Source organism: Streptomyces sp. BBFR102 (genome assembly GCF_051397025.1).
Classification (GTDB): Bacteria; Actinomycetota; Actinomycetes; order Streptomycetales; family Streptomycetaceae; genus Streptomyces.
Window position 1 is genome coordinate 6127740 of sequence record NZ_CP195757.1, and the last position, 14352, is coordinate 6142091.

The 14352-nt window shown below is 67.9% G+C and carries 17 protein-coding genes and 1 pseudogene; 11 read left to right on the forward strand and 7 right to left on the reverse strand.

The genetic code is table 11. The features are described 5' to 3' along the window. Nucleotides 1-282: 282 nt before the first annotated feature. Together ACSLIC_RS26515 and ACSLIC_RS26520 are read right to left on the reverse strand one after the other, a co-directional pair. On the reverse strand, nt 283-849 hold the full coding sequence (locus ACSLIC_RS26515) for a TIGR02391 family protein (RefSeq protein WP_436740220.1): 567 nt from the start codon (nt 847-849) through the stop codon (nt 283-285). Between the two features lie 122 nt (nt 850-971). Further along, nucleotides 972-1169: pseudogene (locus ACSLIC_RS26520) on the reverse strand (integration host factor, actinobacterial type); the annotation flags it as partial. A 194-nt stretch (nt 1170-1363) separates the two neighbouring features. Here ACSLIC_RS26520 and ACSLIC_RS26525 point away from each other — a divergent pair. Then, nucleotides 1364-1747: a hypothetical protein gene (locus ACSLIC_RS26525; RefSeq protein ID WP_436740221.1), complete on the forward strand. Its 384-nt coding sequence runs from the start codon at nt 1364-1366 to the stop codon at nt 1745-1747. Nucleotides 1748-1962: 215 nt separating this feature from the next. Continuing rightward, nucleotides 1963-2181: a hypothetical protein gene (locus ACSLIC_RS26530; RefSeq protein ID WP_436740222.1), complete on the forward strand. Its 219-nt coding sequence runs from the start codon at nt 1963-1965 to the stop codon at nt 2179-2181. A 2183-nt stretch (nt 2182-4364) separates the two neighbouring features. Here ACSLIC_RS26530 and ACSLIC_RS26535 read toward each other — a convergent pair. Continuing rightward, on the reverse strand, nt 4365-4502 hold the full coding sequence (locus tag ACSLIC_RS26535; RefSeq protein WP_436740223.1) for a hypothetical protein: 138 nt from the start codon (nt 4500-4502) through the stop codon (nt 4365-4367). 494 nt (nt 4503-4996) lie between these two features. Between ACSLIC_RS26535 and ACSLIC_RS26540 the strand changes: the two genes are divergently transcribed. From ACSLIC_RS26540 to ACSLIC_RS26555, 4 genes are all read left to right on the forward strand, one after another. Continuing rightward, nucleotides 4997-5239, forward strand: a complete 243-nt coding sequence (locus tag ACSLIC_RS26540) for a hypothetical protein (RefSeq protein WP_436735602.1) — start codon at nt 4997-4999, stop codon at nt 5237-5239. 332 nt (nt 5240-5571) lie between these two features. Next, nucleotides 5572-6117, forward strand: coding sequence for a hypothetical protein (locus ACSLIC_RS26545; protein WP_436735601.1), 546 nt, complete (start codon nt 5572-5574; stop codon nt 6115-6117). A gap of 290 nt (nt 6118-6407) precedes the next feature. Then, entirely contained in the window at nt 6408-6917 is a 510-nt protein-coding gene (locus ACSLIC_RS26550; protein ID WP_436735600.1) for a hypothetical protein, read from the forward strand. A gap of 63 nt (nt 6918-6980) precedes the next feature. Further along, nucleotides 6981-7793 carry a DUF6042 family protein gene (locus ACSLIC_RS26555; protein ID WP_436735599.1) on the forward strand — a complete coding sequence of 271 codons (813 nt, stop codon included), beginning with the start codon at nt 6981-6983 and terminating at the stop codon, nt 7791-7793. 53 nt (nt 7794-7846) lie between these two features. Here ACSLIC_RS26555 and ACSLIC_RS26560 read toward each other — a convergent pair whose 3' ends face one another. From ACSLIC_RS26560 to ACSLIC_RS26570, 3 genes are all read right to left on the reverse strand, one after another. Then, the gene (locus ACSLIC_RS26560) at nt 7847-7993 is read right to left on the reverse strand and encodes a hypothetical protein (protein WP_436735598.1); all 147 of its coding nucleotides are present in this window, start codon (nt 7991-7993) and stop codon (nt 7847-7849) included. A gap of 61 nt (nt 7994-8054) precedes the next feature. Continuing rightward, nucleotides 8055-8471: a hypothetical protein gene (locus ACSLIC_RS26565; protein WP_436735597.1), complete on the reverse strand. Its 417-nt coding sequence runs from the start codon at nt 8469-8471 to the stop codon at nt 8055-8057. A 405-nt stretch (nt 8472-8876) separates the two neighbouring features. Continuing rightward, on the reverse strand, nt 8877-9323 hold the full coding sequence (locus ACSLIC_RS26570; RefSeq protein WP_436735596.1) for a hypothetical protein: 447 nt from the start codon (nt 9321-9323) through the stop codon (nt 8877-8879). A gap of 125 nt (nt 9324-9448) precedes the next feature. Here ACSLIC_RS26570 and ACSLIC_RS26575 point away from each other — a divergent pair, with 125 nt between their 5' ends. The 3 genes from ACSLIC_RS26575 to ACSLIC_RS26585 all read left to right on the forward strand — a co-directional run bounded on the left by ACSLIC_RS26575 (nt 9449) and on the right by ACSLIC_RS26585 (nt 11658). Then, nucleotides 9449-9757: a hypothetical protein gene (locus ACSLIC_RS26575; RefSeq protein ID WP_436735595.1), complete on the forward strand. Its 309-nt coding sequence runs from the start codon at nt 9449-9451 to the stop codon at nt 9755-9757. Beyond that, nucleotides 9754-10011: a hypothetical protein gene (locus tag ACSLIC_RS26580; protein WP_436735594.1), complete on the forward strand. Its 258-nt coding sequence runs from the start codon at nt 9754-9756 to the stop codon at nt 10009-10011. The genes ACSLIC_RS26575 and ACSLIC_RS26580 overlap by 4 nt, the downstream gene beginning before the upstream one ends. A gap of 495 nt (nt 10012-10506) precedes the next feature. Continuing rightward, entirely contained in the window at nt 10507-11658 is a 1152-nt protein-coding gene (locus ACSLIC_RS26585; protein WP_436735593.1) for a hypothetical protein, read from the forward strand. Nucleotides 11659-11789: 131 nt separating this feature from the next. Here the strand turns inward: ACSLIC_RS26585 and ACSLIC_RS26590 are convergent, their stop codons facing one another. After that, the gene (locus ACSLIC_RS26590; protein ID WP_436735592.1) at nt 11790-12146 is read right to left on the reverse strand and encodes a hypothetical protein; all 357 of its coding nucleotides are present in this window, start codon (nt 12144-12146) and stop codon (nt 11790-11792) included. Nucleotides 12147-12396: 250 nt separating this feature from the next. Between ACSLIC_RS26590 and ACSLIC_RS26595 the strand changes: the two genes are divergently transcribed. Together ACSLIC_RS26595 and ACSLIC_RS26600 are read left to right on the forward strand one after the other, a co-directional pair. Continuing rightward, nucleotides 12397-12738, forward strand: coding sequence for an ArsR/SmtB family transcription factor (locus ACSLIC_RS26595; RefSeq protein ID WP_436735591.1), 342 nt, complete (start codon nt 12397-12399; stop codon nt 12736-12738). After that, entirely contained in the window at nt 12735-13919 is a 1185-nt protein-coding gene (locus ACSLIC_RS26600; protein WP_436735590.1) for an MFS transporter, read from the forward strand. Before ACSLIC_RS26595 ends, ACSLIC_RS26600 begins: the two co-directional genes overlap by 4 nt. Nucleotides 13920-14352: the final 433 nt, after the last annotated feature.

The window sequence follows — 14352 nt, forward strand, 5'->3', positions numbered from 1 at the left end:
CCGTGAAGCAGGAGCAGAACATGACTGTGATCAGGCGCGACCTTCCACCGAGCATCGATGGTGGTGCCGGTGGACTGGATGCCTGAGGTGAAGTCCAGGCAGGCCTCGGTGTACGCCTCGTCCAGCCCTTCGACAGCGTTCCGGCTCACTGGCTGCATCAGCAGCTCCGGCCCCACAGCGACAGTGAGGGGGGAATGCCTGGCCTCGATCACGGTCTGAACGCTCATACGATCGATTCGTGCGAGCCCGCAACCGGACACATGCCCGTCAACCGACGGCCCCTCAGCTGCACTCACCCGCCCACGGGAGTTCGGCGACGAGGGGCCTGCGCCGACGAGCTCGCCGTGTACGGCCCTCACCATCACCGACGGGGACGGGCCGTGCCCTGGCCACGGGGCACAGCCCCGGAGCAGTCGAACGACTCCGACGGCCGACGACAAGGCCGCCGCGGACGGTCAGGGCTGTGTACGGGCGGCATCGAGACGGCGGTGGACCATTGACAAGGCGGTCAGCAGCTCCAGCAGTTCCTCGTCGCCCACCGGCAGGGCTGAGCCGGGGATCATGCGCCGCCGGATTCCGGTACATGCTGCCCAGTCCCTTGATCAGCGAGGCGAAGCCCTTCTGCTCATCCCGTTCCGTCGTGGTGACGCCGGTGTTGATGGCGACCTGCGGCGCTCCGGTGGCGCCGGGCATCAGGACGGCGTCGACCAGCCGGGCCCCGTCGAGCTGCTCGCCGGTGAGCTGCCGCAGGCGGTCGAAGACGGACTTGGCCGCTTCCAGGCTGGCGTGGAAGGCGTTCTTCGCGAGGATCTCCTGGGTGCAGTACTCCAGGACCTCGGGTGTGTCCACGTCGGCGGAGTTCCGCGCGCAGGGAGTTGGCGTGCCGAGCGGCCTCGTCGAGGGTACTGGCGGCTGTGCGCCAGACCCTTGATCCTCCGCGTCTCTGAGATACCGAGATCCACGAGATGACGGCGGGCCTTCACCGTGCCGACGCCAGGGAGCGACTGCAGGAGATGAAGGGCACGTGTCTGCCGGGCGGTGTCGTCGCCGCGGTCCAAGACGTTGAGAAGCGAAAGACGTTCAGCCTTCAACGCCGCGAGCATCTCGCTGCGCTCTTTGCGGACCCGGCCAGCCTTCGCGAGCGCTTCGGCTCGCTGCTCGGCGGTCAGGGTGGGGAGAGGGTCGGCATGGCGCTCCTTCGTCGGTCGGGCGTCCCATCATGACCGACAGAACCACTCCCCGCGCGGACGGAATGGTTCCCGCTCCGGTCGCTCTGGACCGGAGGTTCAGGGGGACAGGTGTGGTCAGTCGGCTGCGGGGCTCCCGGAGGAAGCGCTTCTCCTTGCGCTTGCGCAGGAGCTGGTTGCCGGCGGGCATCTGGAGCTTCTTCCCGGCAGGTGTCCAGGAACGCCTTCTGGTCGGCAACCACCGCTTCGGCCTTCAGCTGGAAGCGGTCCGCCTGCCGCTCGTTCAGATCCAGATTCCCGGCGGCCGTGGCCGGCTTCTCCGCGGCGTCGATGACCTGGACGCTGCCGCACAGGCGAACACCGTTGAGCGCACTGATCAGGTCGCTGCTGATCTCCACATCGCGGGCATCTGCGCCGTGAGCAGCTTGTCCCAGCCGTCCGGCTTCGCGGCGCAGATCGGCGAACTGGTAGCTGTAGGCGAAGGACCGGGTCGAGGCGTCCAGCCTCCGCCGGTACGCGCCTGCCGGTCCTCCCGATCGTTATCTAGTGCTGTCAAGTGAATCTACAAGTTGAGCAACGGGATGGGAAGGTGTAAGGCAAGTTCAGCATATATGAGGGCGGGCTCCATGGCGGTTCCATGGATGCGCCCCGGCCCTTGTCCTGCGGGCCGCCTGGAGCATCCGGTCCAGGACCATGGTTGAGGCCTTCATCGGAGCCGGAGCGGGCATCCTGGGCACGCTCATCGCGGCGTGGGTGGCAGTGAAAACCATGGCCAGTGAAGGCTCGGGTCGAGGTAGTCGATCTTGCGGTGCTGTACCCGGATGCGGACGCGAATTCCGGCGACGAGGACGTGGACAATGCGCGGCGCGAGCTCGCCGCAGTCTTCTCTACTCGTGCACTGTTCGTGGTCCTGGACGTCAAGCTCCGTAACAGTGGAGGCGAGAGCGCCTATGTAACGGAACTGGCCCTGGAGTGCTCGATTTGCTGCACCTGAGATCCCCGGCGCCGAGAGATGAGTGGGGAGCCATGCTGAATAGCATGCAGAGTTCCACCGCCACCTACCGCCACGGCGATACCAGTCCGCAGCAGATAAGCCAGGTTCTGCCTCCGGGCGGCACGGACCGGTTCATCAGCCGGGTTCTGGTCGCCGTTCGCGAGGAGGACGACGGCCTCGCTTCCTGCCAGGGCTTCGGGTCGTTCTCACCTACAACAGCACGGAAACTGTCACCTCTCACCAAAACGTGCGCGCACCGCTGCTGCTGCTGAACACACCGCATATTCAGTCCCCGGATGAGTTCCTGACCCAGCTGCGGGAGACCATCCCGGTTGGTTCCGAGCGGGGGACCTTCTGAGCGGTTATCTCCGCGAGTGTGTCCGAGTCTACGAGCGACGCCTGCAGATCCGCACCGCATCCAGGAGGAAGCATCTTCACCGATTCCGGCCTTCACCTGGAGGAACCGCCCGCGCTCCAGGAGTGCCTGGACTCGCTTCCCCGCATCCGGCAGGAGCTCGGCCTGAGGTGAGCTCGTCGGCCGCGATCCGGTCCCGCAGCAGCACCGTCAGGCCGGACAACTGCGGTGACGGCAGGATCGCAGAGACTTGCCGCCCAGGTCTCGCGAGTCTGGCCACGCGGCGGTGGAGTCGGTGGTTCCGGTTCGCACGTCTGCCGGGGCGGCTCTGTCGGGTGCCTGTTGGTGGCGTCTGCGATGCTTCGCGATTGTTGGGTTGCTCTCAAGTCGGGAAGATCTTCCCGGTGGCGTCTCGCTGCCGGGATTTCGTGTTCTCTCGGCGGAGTTTGATCTTGCTCAAGGCGCAGCTCCACGACCGGAATCCAGCAGGGCCCGTTCCACGTATCAGCTGGGCGGCCCGGTTCCGGGAGCAGGCGCCCGCTGGCCATCGGCGTCCCGGCTGCTCATTTCACCGCCCGTCTGCTGTCCTGGGCGGGCTCGGCTGTGGCGGGGAGGTCGAGCTGGGGCGCGGCAGAGGCGATCCCGGCAAGCCCCGCCCCAGGTCGAGGCCGGTATGACCAGAGATGCCTTGCTGTCGGCCCGTCCCAGCTCGGTGCGGAGCATGGCGGCCGTCTCGTTGGCGCCCTGCGAGTCCAGGCGCGGACGGACTGCGGTCGGCGGTGGTCAATCGCTGCACGGGCGCGGGGGGATGCGGTACGGCCGTCTGCGGCGGCGCGGACGGGGGCGAGGCGGTCCAGGGCCCGTTCGGTCCGGCCCCCGAGGAGCCGTTCGGCCATGGCCTGGATCTGGGCGGCCCGGTCGGCGAAGGGCCGCGCGGCGTTGCGGGCCGTTGCCCGCAGGAGGACCCTACTTCGTCGTAGCGGGCCTGGTAGGAGGCACTGGCCTGCTGCGCCGAGACGGGGGCGATGGCTGCTGCGACATTGGGGGCGAAGCGGCCTGGTGGGTCAGGTTGCAGCCGTCAGCCTGGCGCAGGCCAGCTCGGTGACGTCGAACCGCCTCGTCGCGGGGTGCTGGAACTCCACGCTCGTCGCTCGACGGCCCCTTGTCCGCCACGTGCTCGCCGACCAGGATCCGCCTCGTTGAGCAGTGGTTCGACGGCAGGCGTATCCAGTCGATACCGATTGCCGAGATCCCCCCTGGGGGTGAGCGCGTGACGTTCCCCGGCACTCGCCCGATCCACGGCGACACCGTCCACATCTCCGTCGGCACGACCCTGCTGGTCTTCACCGGCAGCACCACCCTGCCAAGGAGAGGAGTCCTCGAAGGCGGCCGCGGCTTCGTCGAGCTGACGCTCTCCGACGCCGACCCCGGGCGACACCGCCTGCCTGGAGCGCTCGCGAACTACCAGTGGGACCTGCGTGGCAGCGAGTCCTGCTCTCCTTCCCGGAACAGGAGCCCACGCAGTTGCGATGAGGGCAGCGTGCCTCCGGAAGACGTCGCCGTCTCCGGCGAAACCGGGGCCGACGGATCCGCTCACGCTCACCCCGGCAGCGATCGCCGCCCGCTGGGTCTCGCCGCGCTGCTCGATGGCGGTCCGTTCGGTTGCGCCGCGCTGCTCGATGTGTGCCTTCGCTACCCGGCCGGCCACCGTGACCGCCGTAGCGACGGGCACGGCCGTGAGAAGGATGCCCGGCCATGCGGAGCCGGTCGGGGGCAAGGGGCTGAAATTCGGTCGGCGCAACGTCAGGCTCGTCTGTATTCATGGTCCTCATGCTCCGACCTCTCCACCCACGTTGACCAGCACAGTCACCCGTGCGGCCCCAAGGCGAGCCGGGGCAGGGCCGAAGGAGTCGGTGATGTGGTAGAAGCCGCTCAGCATCGGCGTCAGCTCCAGATGCAGTCGCACAGCGTGGCGGGTCTTCAACACCTTGCCGATGGGAGGGGCGACACTGCCGAGCAGCACCCGTTAGGCCGAATGGGTGACCTTCGGTAGTCGATTGGTGACCGATAACCCCATGGAACCGGGCCTGGAAAGAGCACAGGCGGAACCCCGTAGACCTGGCTGCGAAATAGTGGGGCCGGAATCGGCTAGGAAATCCACATAATCATCGAGCCATCGCACGGCGTTCGTGCAGGTCGCCGTCACGTCGACCACCGCAACCGGTCGTGTGAACCACGATTCGCGGACCTCTCCATGAAAAGCCAGGGGTGCCGTGAGCGGAAAACGCTGTTCTGCCCCATGCGAATCGGTGACCACCGACAGCCGCTTCAGGTGGAAAACAGGCCCGGATCGACGCGGTTTCATACCGTCAAGTTTCGTGGAAACGTGCAGGTGACGGACTTGATGACCCTGGTGGTGGGGTGCTTGTTTGAGGCCTCCACCACCTTCGGAGGCACACCTTGCACCCCGTCATCATCGGCGCGTTCATCACCGGCAGCCTCGCCCTGGCCGGTGCCGTCGGCGCCGCTTTCATCGCCACCCGGACCCGACCGGGTCAGGCATCCACGGGCCGCCGATCATCCGAGGCGGTGATGCTCGTTGAGATCATGATCGCCACCACCAGGGCCGTGGTCCTCGCCGCACTCGGTGGCATCGTCGGCCTCGCCGTACTGGCCCTCGCACTCATGGCCTTGGCCGGGTGACCAGAACCCCGGGCAGAGGGCGCTCCAGGGCGGCGAGCACGGTGACGCAGACGACAGGCACGACGGCGACGGCCGCCTCGCCCGCGCCGAGCCGGGCCCTGGTGCAGGAACAGCCCGGTGAACCCGGGGACGGGGGGAGTCGTACAAGCGCCCTCAGTCGGTAGCGCCCGGCGCGGTGACATCGATCGTGGCAGTGCTCACCGGCTCTGTGCGACCCGCTTCCCCCAGCCCCGAAGAGGCCGTACATACACGTCCGCGCCCCCCACCCCAGCGGATCCCACAGGAATACCCAACGCCCCTTGCCGCACAACATGTCCGGCTACGCTGAGCCGATGTCCGTCATACCCGCCCTCTTCCGCGATGCCGAGACCGACCACCCCGCCATCACCCAGTGGTGCACCACCGTCCTCGCTGGCGAAACCGCCCGCCTGCTGCTCCTGGGGCCGCACTGGTCCGGCAAGTCCCACACCGCCTACGCCGCGTTGCGCCGCCTCCTGGCCGCCGGTTACCCCGCGGCGGACATCACCATTCACCAGGCCATGGAGCTCAAAGGCACCTATGAGCCCGGCCTGATCGAGAACGCGGCCAGGGTCATGGTGATCGATGACGTGACGGTCTCTGTCGACCTGGTGCGGGAGGCCGCGGTGCCGCTGGAGACGGACTCCGCCGACATCCAGGCGCTGATGGCAGTGGAGGCGGGAGCCTTGGCGGACGCCGTCGACCGCCTGAGCCGACTGCCGGGGCGGTCCTGGATCCTGGTCGCCTCCAGTGTCGAGCGGCTCGTCGAGACGGTCGGCGAGGAAACCACCGAGCGCCTCCTCGCCATCGCTGAACAGGCTGAACTGCCGCCCCGCCCACGGCCGAGCAAGCGCTGGTAGCGCGGCCAGCTTTCCGAAGCCCTGCCGCGGGCCCAGGGCATCGCGGCCGAGAAAACCCAGAATTGCGGTAGGAGGCACCGCCACCTCCCGGTCCGCGAAGTCGAGGGGCGAAGATGACAGCATCGGGTTGACGCTGGACTTCGATCCCATCGAAACGCTTACCGGGTGTAAGCACGCGAACTCGCGGGCCCGCTGGCCGAACTCTGCGACACACCGGGCGCCTCCACCTGCCGGCCAGCCATGAGTGCGCCCCGCCCTCTATGGGGAACCAACTCCTGTAGACCTGTGGCATGAAGCTCACCGACCTCGCCCCCCTGACGGCCCGCCGCCGGGACGGCGCCCTCAGCTTCGACCGTTTCCGCGCCGCCCCTGAGCTGACCGTGCTGCGGTGGCCAGACGATGTTCTGGAACAGTTCCTCTTCGACCACGGCGACAACACCGCCTTCATCAACGACTACAACACCATCGACCTGCGTGACATCACCTGGCGACTGGAGACCATCCAGGCCGCCGACTTCCGCAGCATGCCGACCGGATCCTCCGATACCGGCTGCATCGAGAGCTACGCCGTCAACCCCATGCACTGGGTCAGCGTTCGGTCCCCGGAGGTCGCCCGGCACTGGGACGAGCACGGAACGTGGCTGCGCCCGCCGCTCCTGATCGAGCGGTGTCTCCTGGACTCGGCCGCGGGCGGGCTGCAGGTTTTGGAGGGCCGGACACGCGTCGGGGTTCTGCGAGGCCGCCTGCGTGAGCACCTGCACGTCGCCCCCGACCACCAGGCATGGGTCGGCCGCCGGTGACAAAAGTGTCCCGCTTCTGTGCGTACGCTGCGGACGTCCGGCCGTTTTCACAGAGAGATGCGGATGATGGAGAACACTGCTGTCCCTGGCCAGCGCCGGGACATGGCGATGCACAACGACTGGTTCGTCTCCGGCTGGGAACACGTTCTGCCCCGTCAGGCCCTCGCCCTGACCATGCTGATGGGGACCGCGGCCCAGCCCGGTTTCACCGGCTCCCTGGCCGACCTGCTGCTGGAGCTCTGCGGTGGCCACTGGGACATGATCGGCGGCGATCTCGACGGTGCCCTCACGTTCACCTGGCACGGTGAGGAGTGGGACTACGAGGAGGCCCCGGAGGGCCGGGAGGCGTGCGAGGCGGCCCGCTGGGAGAAGTTCGGCGCCATGCTCACGGCCGCTGGCTACCCGGTGCCCACCACGGTGCGGGACCTTGTAGAGCTCTACCTGACGTGGGGCCTGGCAGCCCGCAAGGAAACACCCCAGGGAACCCGGTGGTCGATGCCCGCCGCACTGCCGCTCCCCGGCGCCCTGCTGCCCCTGGACACCCGACTCACCGAGCGGCTCGACAAGATCCGCTGGATCATGCGCACCGGACCTCTCGTCGACGTCCTCGTCAACCACCTGATCGAAGATCTGGGTGAACCGCAGGAGATTCTCACCTCCTTGGACCGCCTGGCCGGCGCCACCGGTCAGGACGTCAACGACCTGCGCATCGCCCTCGTCGAACTCGTCCAGTCCGACGACGCCAAGATTTTGCGCGACCAGGAGCCGGCCGACGCCGAACGCCTGGAGACACACCACCGCTTCCGCCTGATCATGGACTGGGACCACTTCCACGAAACCCGGATCGAGCTGAGCCTCGCCAGCGACGACGCGTGACACCGAGCACGCCCATCTCGTAGTGGACGCTCAGTTCCGTCGCCGGCTCCGGTTCAGAGCTTGTCGTTGCCGTGGAGCAGGCGGGCATCCTCCTGGGCCCGGCGCCGCCACGTGCGCTGACGGTCGACGACTGCGACGGTGCGTCGGCGTACGGTCAGCAGTGCCTGATGCGGATCCGCGACGAACGAGCTTCGAGGCATGGTGCGCTGAGGTCCCACGGTACGGTGCAGAGGGAGTAGAGCGCCGGACTATGCGGGCGAGCTACGCGCGAACCGGAGGGCCTTCCAGCTTCCTGGGTCCGCGAGAGAGCGCATGCGGCCGCTGTTCGTTGAGCTCGAGGGCTTGGCCGGGGCGGGGAAGGTCGAGCCCTGCCCACCAGCGGCGCCCGCTCGGCGCGGTCTCCATACCGACATCGCGAATCCCGAGCGCGGCCAAAGCGCGCATGTGCTCGGCGTCCCGGAGCGCCTGGTCGTCGTTGCTCGGCGGCGTGTCCTGCCGGTGGCTGAGCGCCAAGAGCATCACTTGGTTCCGGTCCTCGTCGTCGGCCAGGTGCAGCGAGACGCGTCGGCCGCCATCCTGCGCGGCCGAGCGGAGCAGGAGCTCGACGGCCTGTTGTGGCTGATCGTCCTTCGGCCTGTAGCCCCACTGGTGCAGTGTTGTGGCGACCTCCTGGCCCACGCGGGCGGCGGCGCCACTGCTCGGGGTGACAGCCCAGTTCCGTACGGACCGCCCGCGGATGGTGACCGTAGCGGGCGCAGGGGCAGTCTGCTGCTCCGGCGGTAGAGGCTGGACGGGCCGCTTGGGCGGCGGCGGAGTCTTCGGCGGGTAGTCGGGACGGTGTGGCGACACAGCAGCCTCCCGGCATGGACGGAGGCACCCATCGTAGGGCGGCCGCCCCGGGCCTGGGGACTGCTTCGGCCAATACTTGCGAGGCCCGACCAAGGAGCGACGTCCTGCCGCATCCGGCACTGTGCTCGACAGCGCCATGCCGCCCACCCTCATGTCGTACTCGGGATCATCCGGGTAACCGTGCGACTCGATCAGCCGCACACCCGCGGAGCTGTCGCCCCCTCGGGAGCACCCCTACCGCATCGCCGCGTAGTCGTTCGGGGCCTTGCGGAGGATCTCGATCATCTGGGCCTCGGTCAGCTTCCGGAATGCCGCCGCGGACGAGTTCGCGATCTTCCGGAAGAGGATGTCAGAAGGGATCGGCGGAAGGCCGGCGAACAGGGGGTGATGTTCCGGCCCGGAGCCTTCGCTGAACTCGCGGTGCAGCAACCACACCGTCTCGGCGAACAGGGGGTACGCGGTCTCGTGCTTGCTCCACAGGCAGCGCAGCACGTCGCCGCCGGAGTCCCGGTTGATGAAGCCCCAGACGTACGACATCTCGGCCGTTTTGTCCGGGTGTTGGTCGTCGTTCAGGTAACGGACCCACTCGTTCAGGATGTCCCAGCGCAGTGCGCCGACGATCACGCTCGTCGGCGCTTCGCTCGGCTGTAAGTCGGAGACAGGCTCATCATCAAAGGTCATCCGCCGACGGTAGCGAGAGAGACCACCGCCGCGCCACAGCGCCCGCGCGTCAGCACGAACGAGCGCCTCCGCGACGCTCCCCTTGGCGCTACTCTGGCTGTCCGGGCGTGACCGCAGGAGGGCACATGGCGCACGAGGACTGGACCGTGGACCGGCTGCACGTCGCGCTGCCGCACTCCGCGTCCCGGCAGCAGCTGCTCCAGGACGTCAACCTCACCCCGATCGAGGACCTGCCTGCCGTCCTCGACGGCTGGGCCTCGGCCGCCGAGCAGCTCGAATCGGCCCGGCCCCGCATCGAGGCCGCCCGCGCCCACATGAAGGTGCGCGGTGTTCTCCCTGACGACCTGGAGACCAGGGATGTCACCGCCGACGTTCTCAGGGACGTCGAGCCGCGCCAGGGCAACCGGGACGACCGCGGCCGGGGAGCGGCGTGACCTACCGGCTCAACTTCCCTACTGACGTCTTCGACACGTACAAGCAGCTCCCCGATCTTGCCCGGCGGGACCTCGCGCTCGCCCTGGTCGACGCCCAGCAGGACCCGTTCGCGTGCTCGGAGCCCTACGGGCAGGACGACGGCATCATCCGCACCGTTGCCCAGGGCCACGTCACCGCGGTGATCCTCCTCGGCCACGAGACATCGACGATGACCGTCCTCACGATCGCGTACGCCGGCACGGCCAATTCGTAGGCCGGGACCGCCTGAACGCCCGTCACGCAGAACCGGACTCGGATAGTTGCCCAACGAAGCCGGACGACGTCACTCCCGAACCTCTCACTCACACTCCTCCAGAACCCTCCATCCGCAGAGGCACTACTCCGGAATCCGGCAGCCGGAGCTAGCCGTCCCCGGGCCCGCTGGAGGCAGAGAACGCGGCTCTGCGGAAGAAGGTTCGTGAGCTGGAGGAGGAACGCGAGATCCTTCGGAAGGCGGCGAAGAAGGCACGCATACCCTCCGCCGCGACGGTCAGACCCTTCCGCTGCGCGGGCTCGTCGATCTTTTAATCCAGGTCGGCCGTCCGGCGTAGCTCATCCTCGGAGACGTCTCGGACGATCCAGACTGCACCTCGACGACCCGGGCGACGTCGCCGGTCGTCGAGATCCGGCGGTTGGACCGACTCCGATCCGGCTAGCGGCGGGGGAGAAGCTGACATCCCGGTCGAGGACGAATCCAAGGAGAGCGACGATGACGACAATTGAGTACAACTGGCTACCGGATCATCAGCTGGGGGTGGCGGCGACTCTGTCGCATGCGGATGAACTGATCGGTCAGGTCTCCGATCTGCTCTTTGCCTACCAGACCAGGCCCGACGGGATCTTCGAGCTCGAGGAGCAGATCGGCTGCCCCAACACGCGGACCGTCGTGACGCGCGTGGTTCCGTTGCCGAAGAAGATGCCGCTGCTCGTCGCCGACGCGCTGGTCGCGCTCCGAGGAGCGCTCGAGCACGCGTTGTTCGCCGAGGTCGAGTTCCGCGACGGGGCTCTTGATGAGAAGGCAGCGCGCGTCGTGGAGATCCCGGCGTCTCACAAAGCCGAGGACTTCGAGTCATGGGCGAGGGGGCGTGTGAAGAACGGCCCGGCCTCGTTGCAGCCCAGCAGCGAGCTCGTGCGGAGGATCCAGGGCTTGCAGCCGTTCAATCGGAAGGACGCCGAGAACCACCCGTTGGCTCGGCTGGTCCTTCACACGAACCACGCGAAGCATCGGACTCCTGCAGTGACTGCGGTCCGGATCGCTGCCATGTATCAGGAGGACCAGAGGCCTCACTCGGTTCGCGATCTCCCGCCTCGTCCCGAGGTACCGCTGTGCGCAGGAGATGTCATCGCGGAGACCCCGTTCGGCCAGCGGGTGCCGGTCGCTCTCTTCCCGACGATCGGCATCAACCGGCCCGGGACGGATCGCTGGCCGATCTTGATGACCGAGCTCGACGAGATCTCCCATTGGATCCGCACGCAGGCGGTGCCGCGGCTCATCACCGGAACCGAGCCGCCTGAAATTGTCCTGCCGACCCGCTATAACATCTCGGTCGGGCACGAAGACGAGCGCGACGCCATCGCCGCGGGGTCGGTCGTCACTGCGGCTGAGCGCCATCAACAGCGGCTTGGCGCGGCCTTCGTCCGGATCGACCTCGTCGACATGATCGCTCAGATGGACGGTTCCCCGGGCTCGGAGCAGATCTCGGCCTGGCTCACGCACTTGACCGACGACGAGGTCCTCGAACGGATGTCCCGACTGTCAGCAACTGAGACCTACGATTCTGACGTCATGATGCGCAACTGCGAGGTTTTGGAAGGCATGCGCGACGAGGCGTTGGCATTCGGCAAGGACAACGCGGACTGAACGGCTCCCGGAACGAAGCAGCCACTCCTCGGACGAAGAAGGAGAGTGGAGGACACGAAGGGGCAGCTGTTCTCAGAGCTGCCGACTCTCTTGGTCGTAGTGCAAAGCGAGCACATGTGCCGGATTCTCGATCAGGTCGTTGAGGCCGCTCTGCGGACCCAGCCCGCCGTCGCAGGCGTCAGGAACTGGGACAGCGACCTGCTGAACGCTGGGGATCGTGTCTCGTCCCAGTGCCAGCGAGAGTCCTCGGGGTCCTCGTGGTAACTGAGGTAGCGGGCGGCGTCGGCCCTCGGAGGGCAGATGCCTTGCAGCATCACGTCGCCGACGAAGTCGCTGGGGTCGACGACCCAGCCCTCCCTCAGCGCGACCGGCGGCTCGCGGTCGATATCGACGAGTATGTGAGTGAGGCGCTGCGCGACGGCGCGGCCGGGTTCCTGCTGAAGACTGCGGCCCCCCGTCGAGGTGCTCGCCGGCGTGGTGCTGTCCATGCCGGGCGGACGATATTCGATGCGAGCGCACCGCACGCAGCTCGCCGCCGCCGTCTAGGCAGGGCTGCTGCACGATCAGCGCTGAAGTGTCCCCGTCCGGGAGACGCGGCTCCGAACACGCGCGGCCCCGGCGCGGCTGCGTGACGCACGCTAGGCCGCGTTCCTCCTGAGCGAATATCCGCCGACTTGATCGTGCGGGAATTTTCGAACTATTATCGTGCGGGAAAGTTCGAACGATAGGAGTTGGGCCATGCCCCCACGGACCTACCACCACCCGGATGCCGGAGAGATCGCGATCGCGCGCGTGCTCTTCGCTCTCAGCGAGCCGCTGCGGCTGAACATGGTGCGGATGCTCGCCGAGGAGGGTGAGGTCGACAGCATCGACCTCGGCCCCGACCTGCCGCGCTCGACTCTGACCCACCACACGAGCCTGCTGCGCGAGTCCGGGGTGGTCTTCGTCCGGGCCGAGGGCCGCAAGTGCATGATCAAGCTGCGCGACGAGGATCTCGAGGCGCGCTTCCCGGGGCTGCTCGGCACGGTGCTCACCGGCTACGAGAGCGCCGGCGACGACGAGGGGGAGACTGACGCATGATCCGCAAAGTGTGGCCTCTCGTCGTTGCCGCGGTCGCGCTCGGCATCGACGCCTACGTTCTGGCCGGCGTACTTCCGTCCATCGCCGACTCCCTGACGACCACGGCGGCGATGATCGGCCTGGGCGTCGCGGCGTTCACGGCCGCGTACGCAGTCGCCGGTCCGCTGCTCTCCGGAAGACTCACCCGCGGCAGCACCGCCCGCGCCCTGCTGATCGCCCTCGGGGTGTTCAACGTGGGTAACCTCATCACCACGGTCGCGCCGGGCATCGAGGTCTTCCTGGCCTCCCGGGTCGTCGCGGGGGCCGGTGCGGGCATTCTCACTGCGGTGGCGACGGCGACGGCTGCCGCGACGGTCGCCGACCACGAGCGGGGCCGCGCCATGTCCCTGGTGACCTTCGGGCTATCCACCGGCACCGTCGCGGGCGTGCCGGTCGGGATGATCATCGGCCAGAGTGCCGGGTGGCGCTGGACCATGGCCCTGGTCGTGCTCATCGGCGTGGTCAGCATGGCGGCGCTGGCCTTCCGCGCGAAGACGCTCCCACATCTCGACACGGCGGCAGGCGGGTCCGCGTTCACGGTGCTGCGATCGAGCCGGACCAGCGTCGGCGTCGTGGCGGCCTTCCTGCTGGGCGTCGCGAGCCTGGGGCTCTACACCTACCTGCTGCCCATGGCCGAGGACCGAGGGCTCGGGGGCCTGGGGTTCGCCCTGGTCTGGGCGTGGGGTATCGGCGGCGTTACCGGCTCTGCGCTGATCGGCAAGCCGCTCGACCGCTACGGCCCCAGGCCGATGCTAGTCGGGCTGCCCGCCCTGCTGGCGCTGAGCTTTGCTGCGGTGTGGCTTTCCTCTTCGCCGATCGTGTGGCTGATCGCGGCTATGGTCTGGGGCGCGGCTGGCTGGGCGAGCGTGCCGACGCTGCAACAGGCACTCACCGCGGACCGGCCCGGGCAGGCGATGCCGATCATCGCGTTCCAGATGGCGGCGATGTATCTCGGTTCCGCCGTCGGTGCAGCCCTCGGCGGTGCACTGCTCACCGCGGGCACCGGCCCCGCCTCCCTCGTGGCGTGGGCGCTCGTCCCCGCCGGGCTCGCGCTAGCACTCACCGCGTGGATCGCGGGCAGGACGATCGCGCACAGGAACACTGAGCCGGCAACGGTTCCAGCGTGCGAATCCGTCGGATGACGCAGTTCGACCAACTTTGGCGGACAGCGGAGCGCTGGAGCCCTATCAGGGACGCCTTGGTACAACATCACTCCTGAACCTTTTACCCATACTCCTCCAGAACCTCCACCCCCAGAGGCACTACCCCCAAATCCGGATTCCTCCAAAGTCCTCACCGAAGGAAGCACCCCAGTCTGACAGCCAGCCCCGCGAAGCGGGTTGGGTCAGGGAGCGCAGCGGACGGACCCTCAAGGTTCCGGGAACCGGAACCGCCTGAGGCTGCGTCAGCAGCTTCAGTTTCCTGGAGCAGCGCGGAAGGAAACCACCGGACTCGAAGCGCAGCGCAGAGTCCGAAAACCCCCAGCGAAGCTGGGGGTTTCACTCCGTTAGCTTCGCGCAACGCGCGAAGGGTTCCCTCGAAGCCTGCGAAGCAGGCTTCTACCCGCTCCGCGGG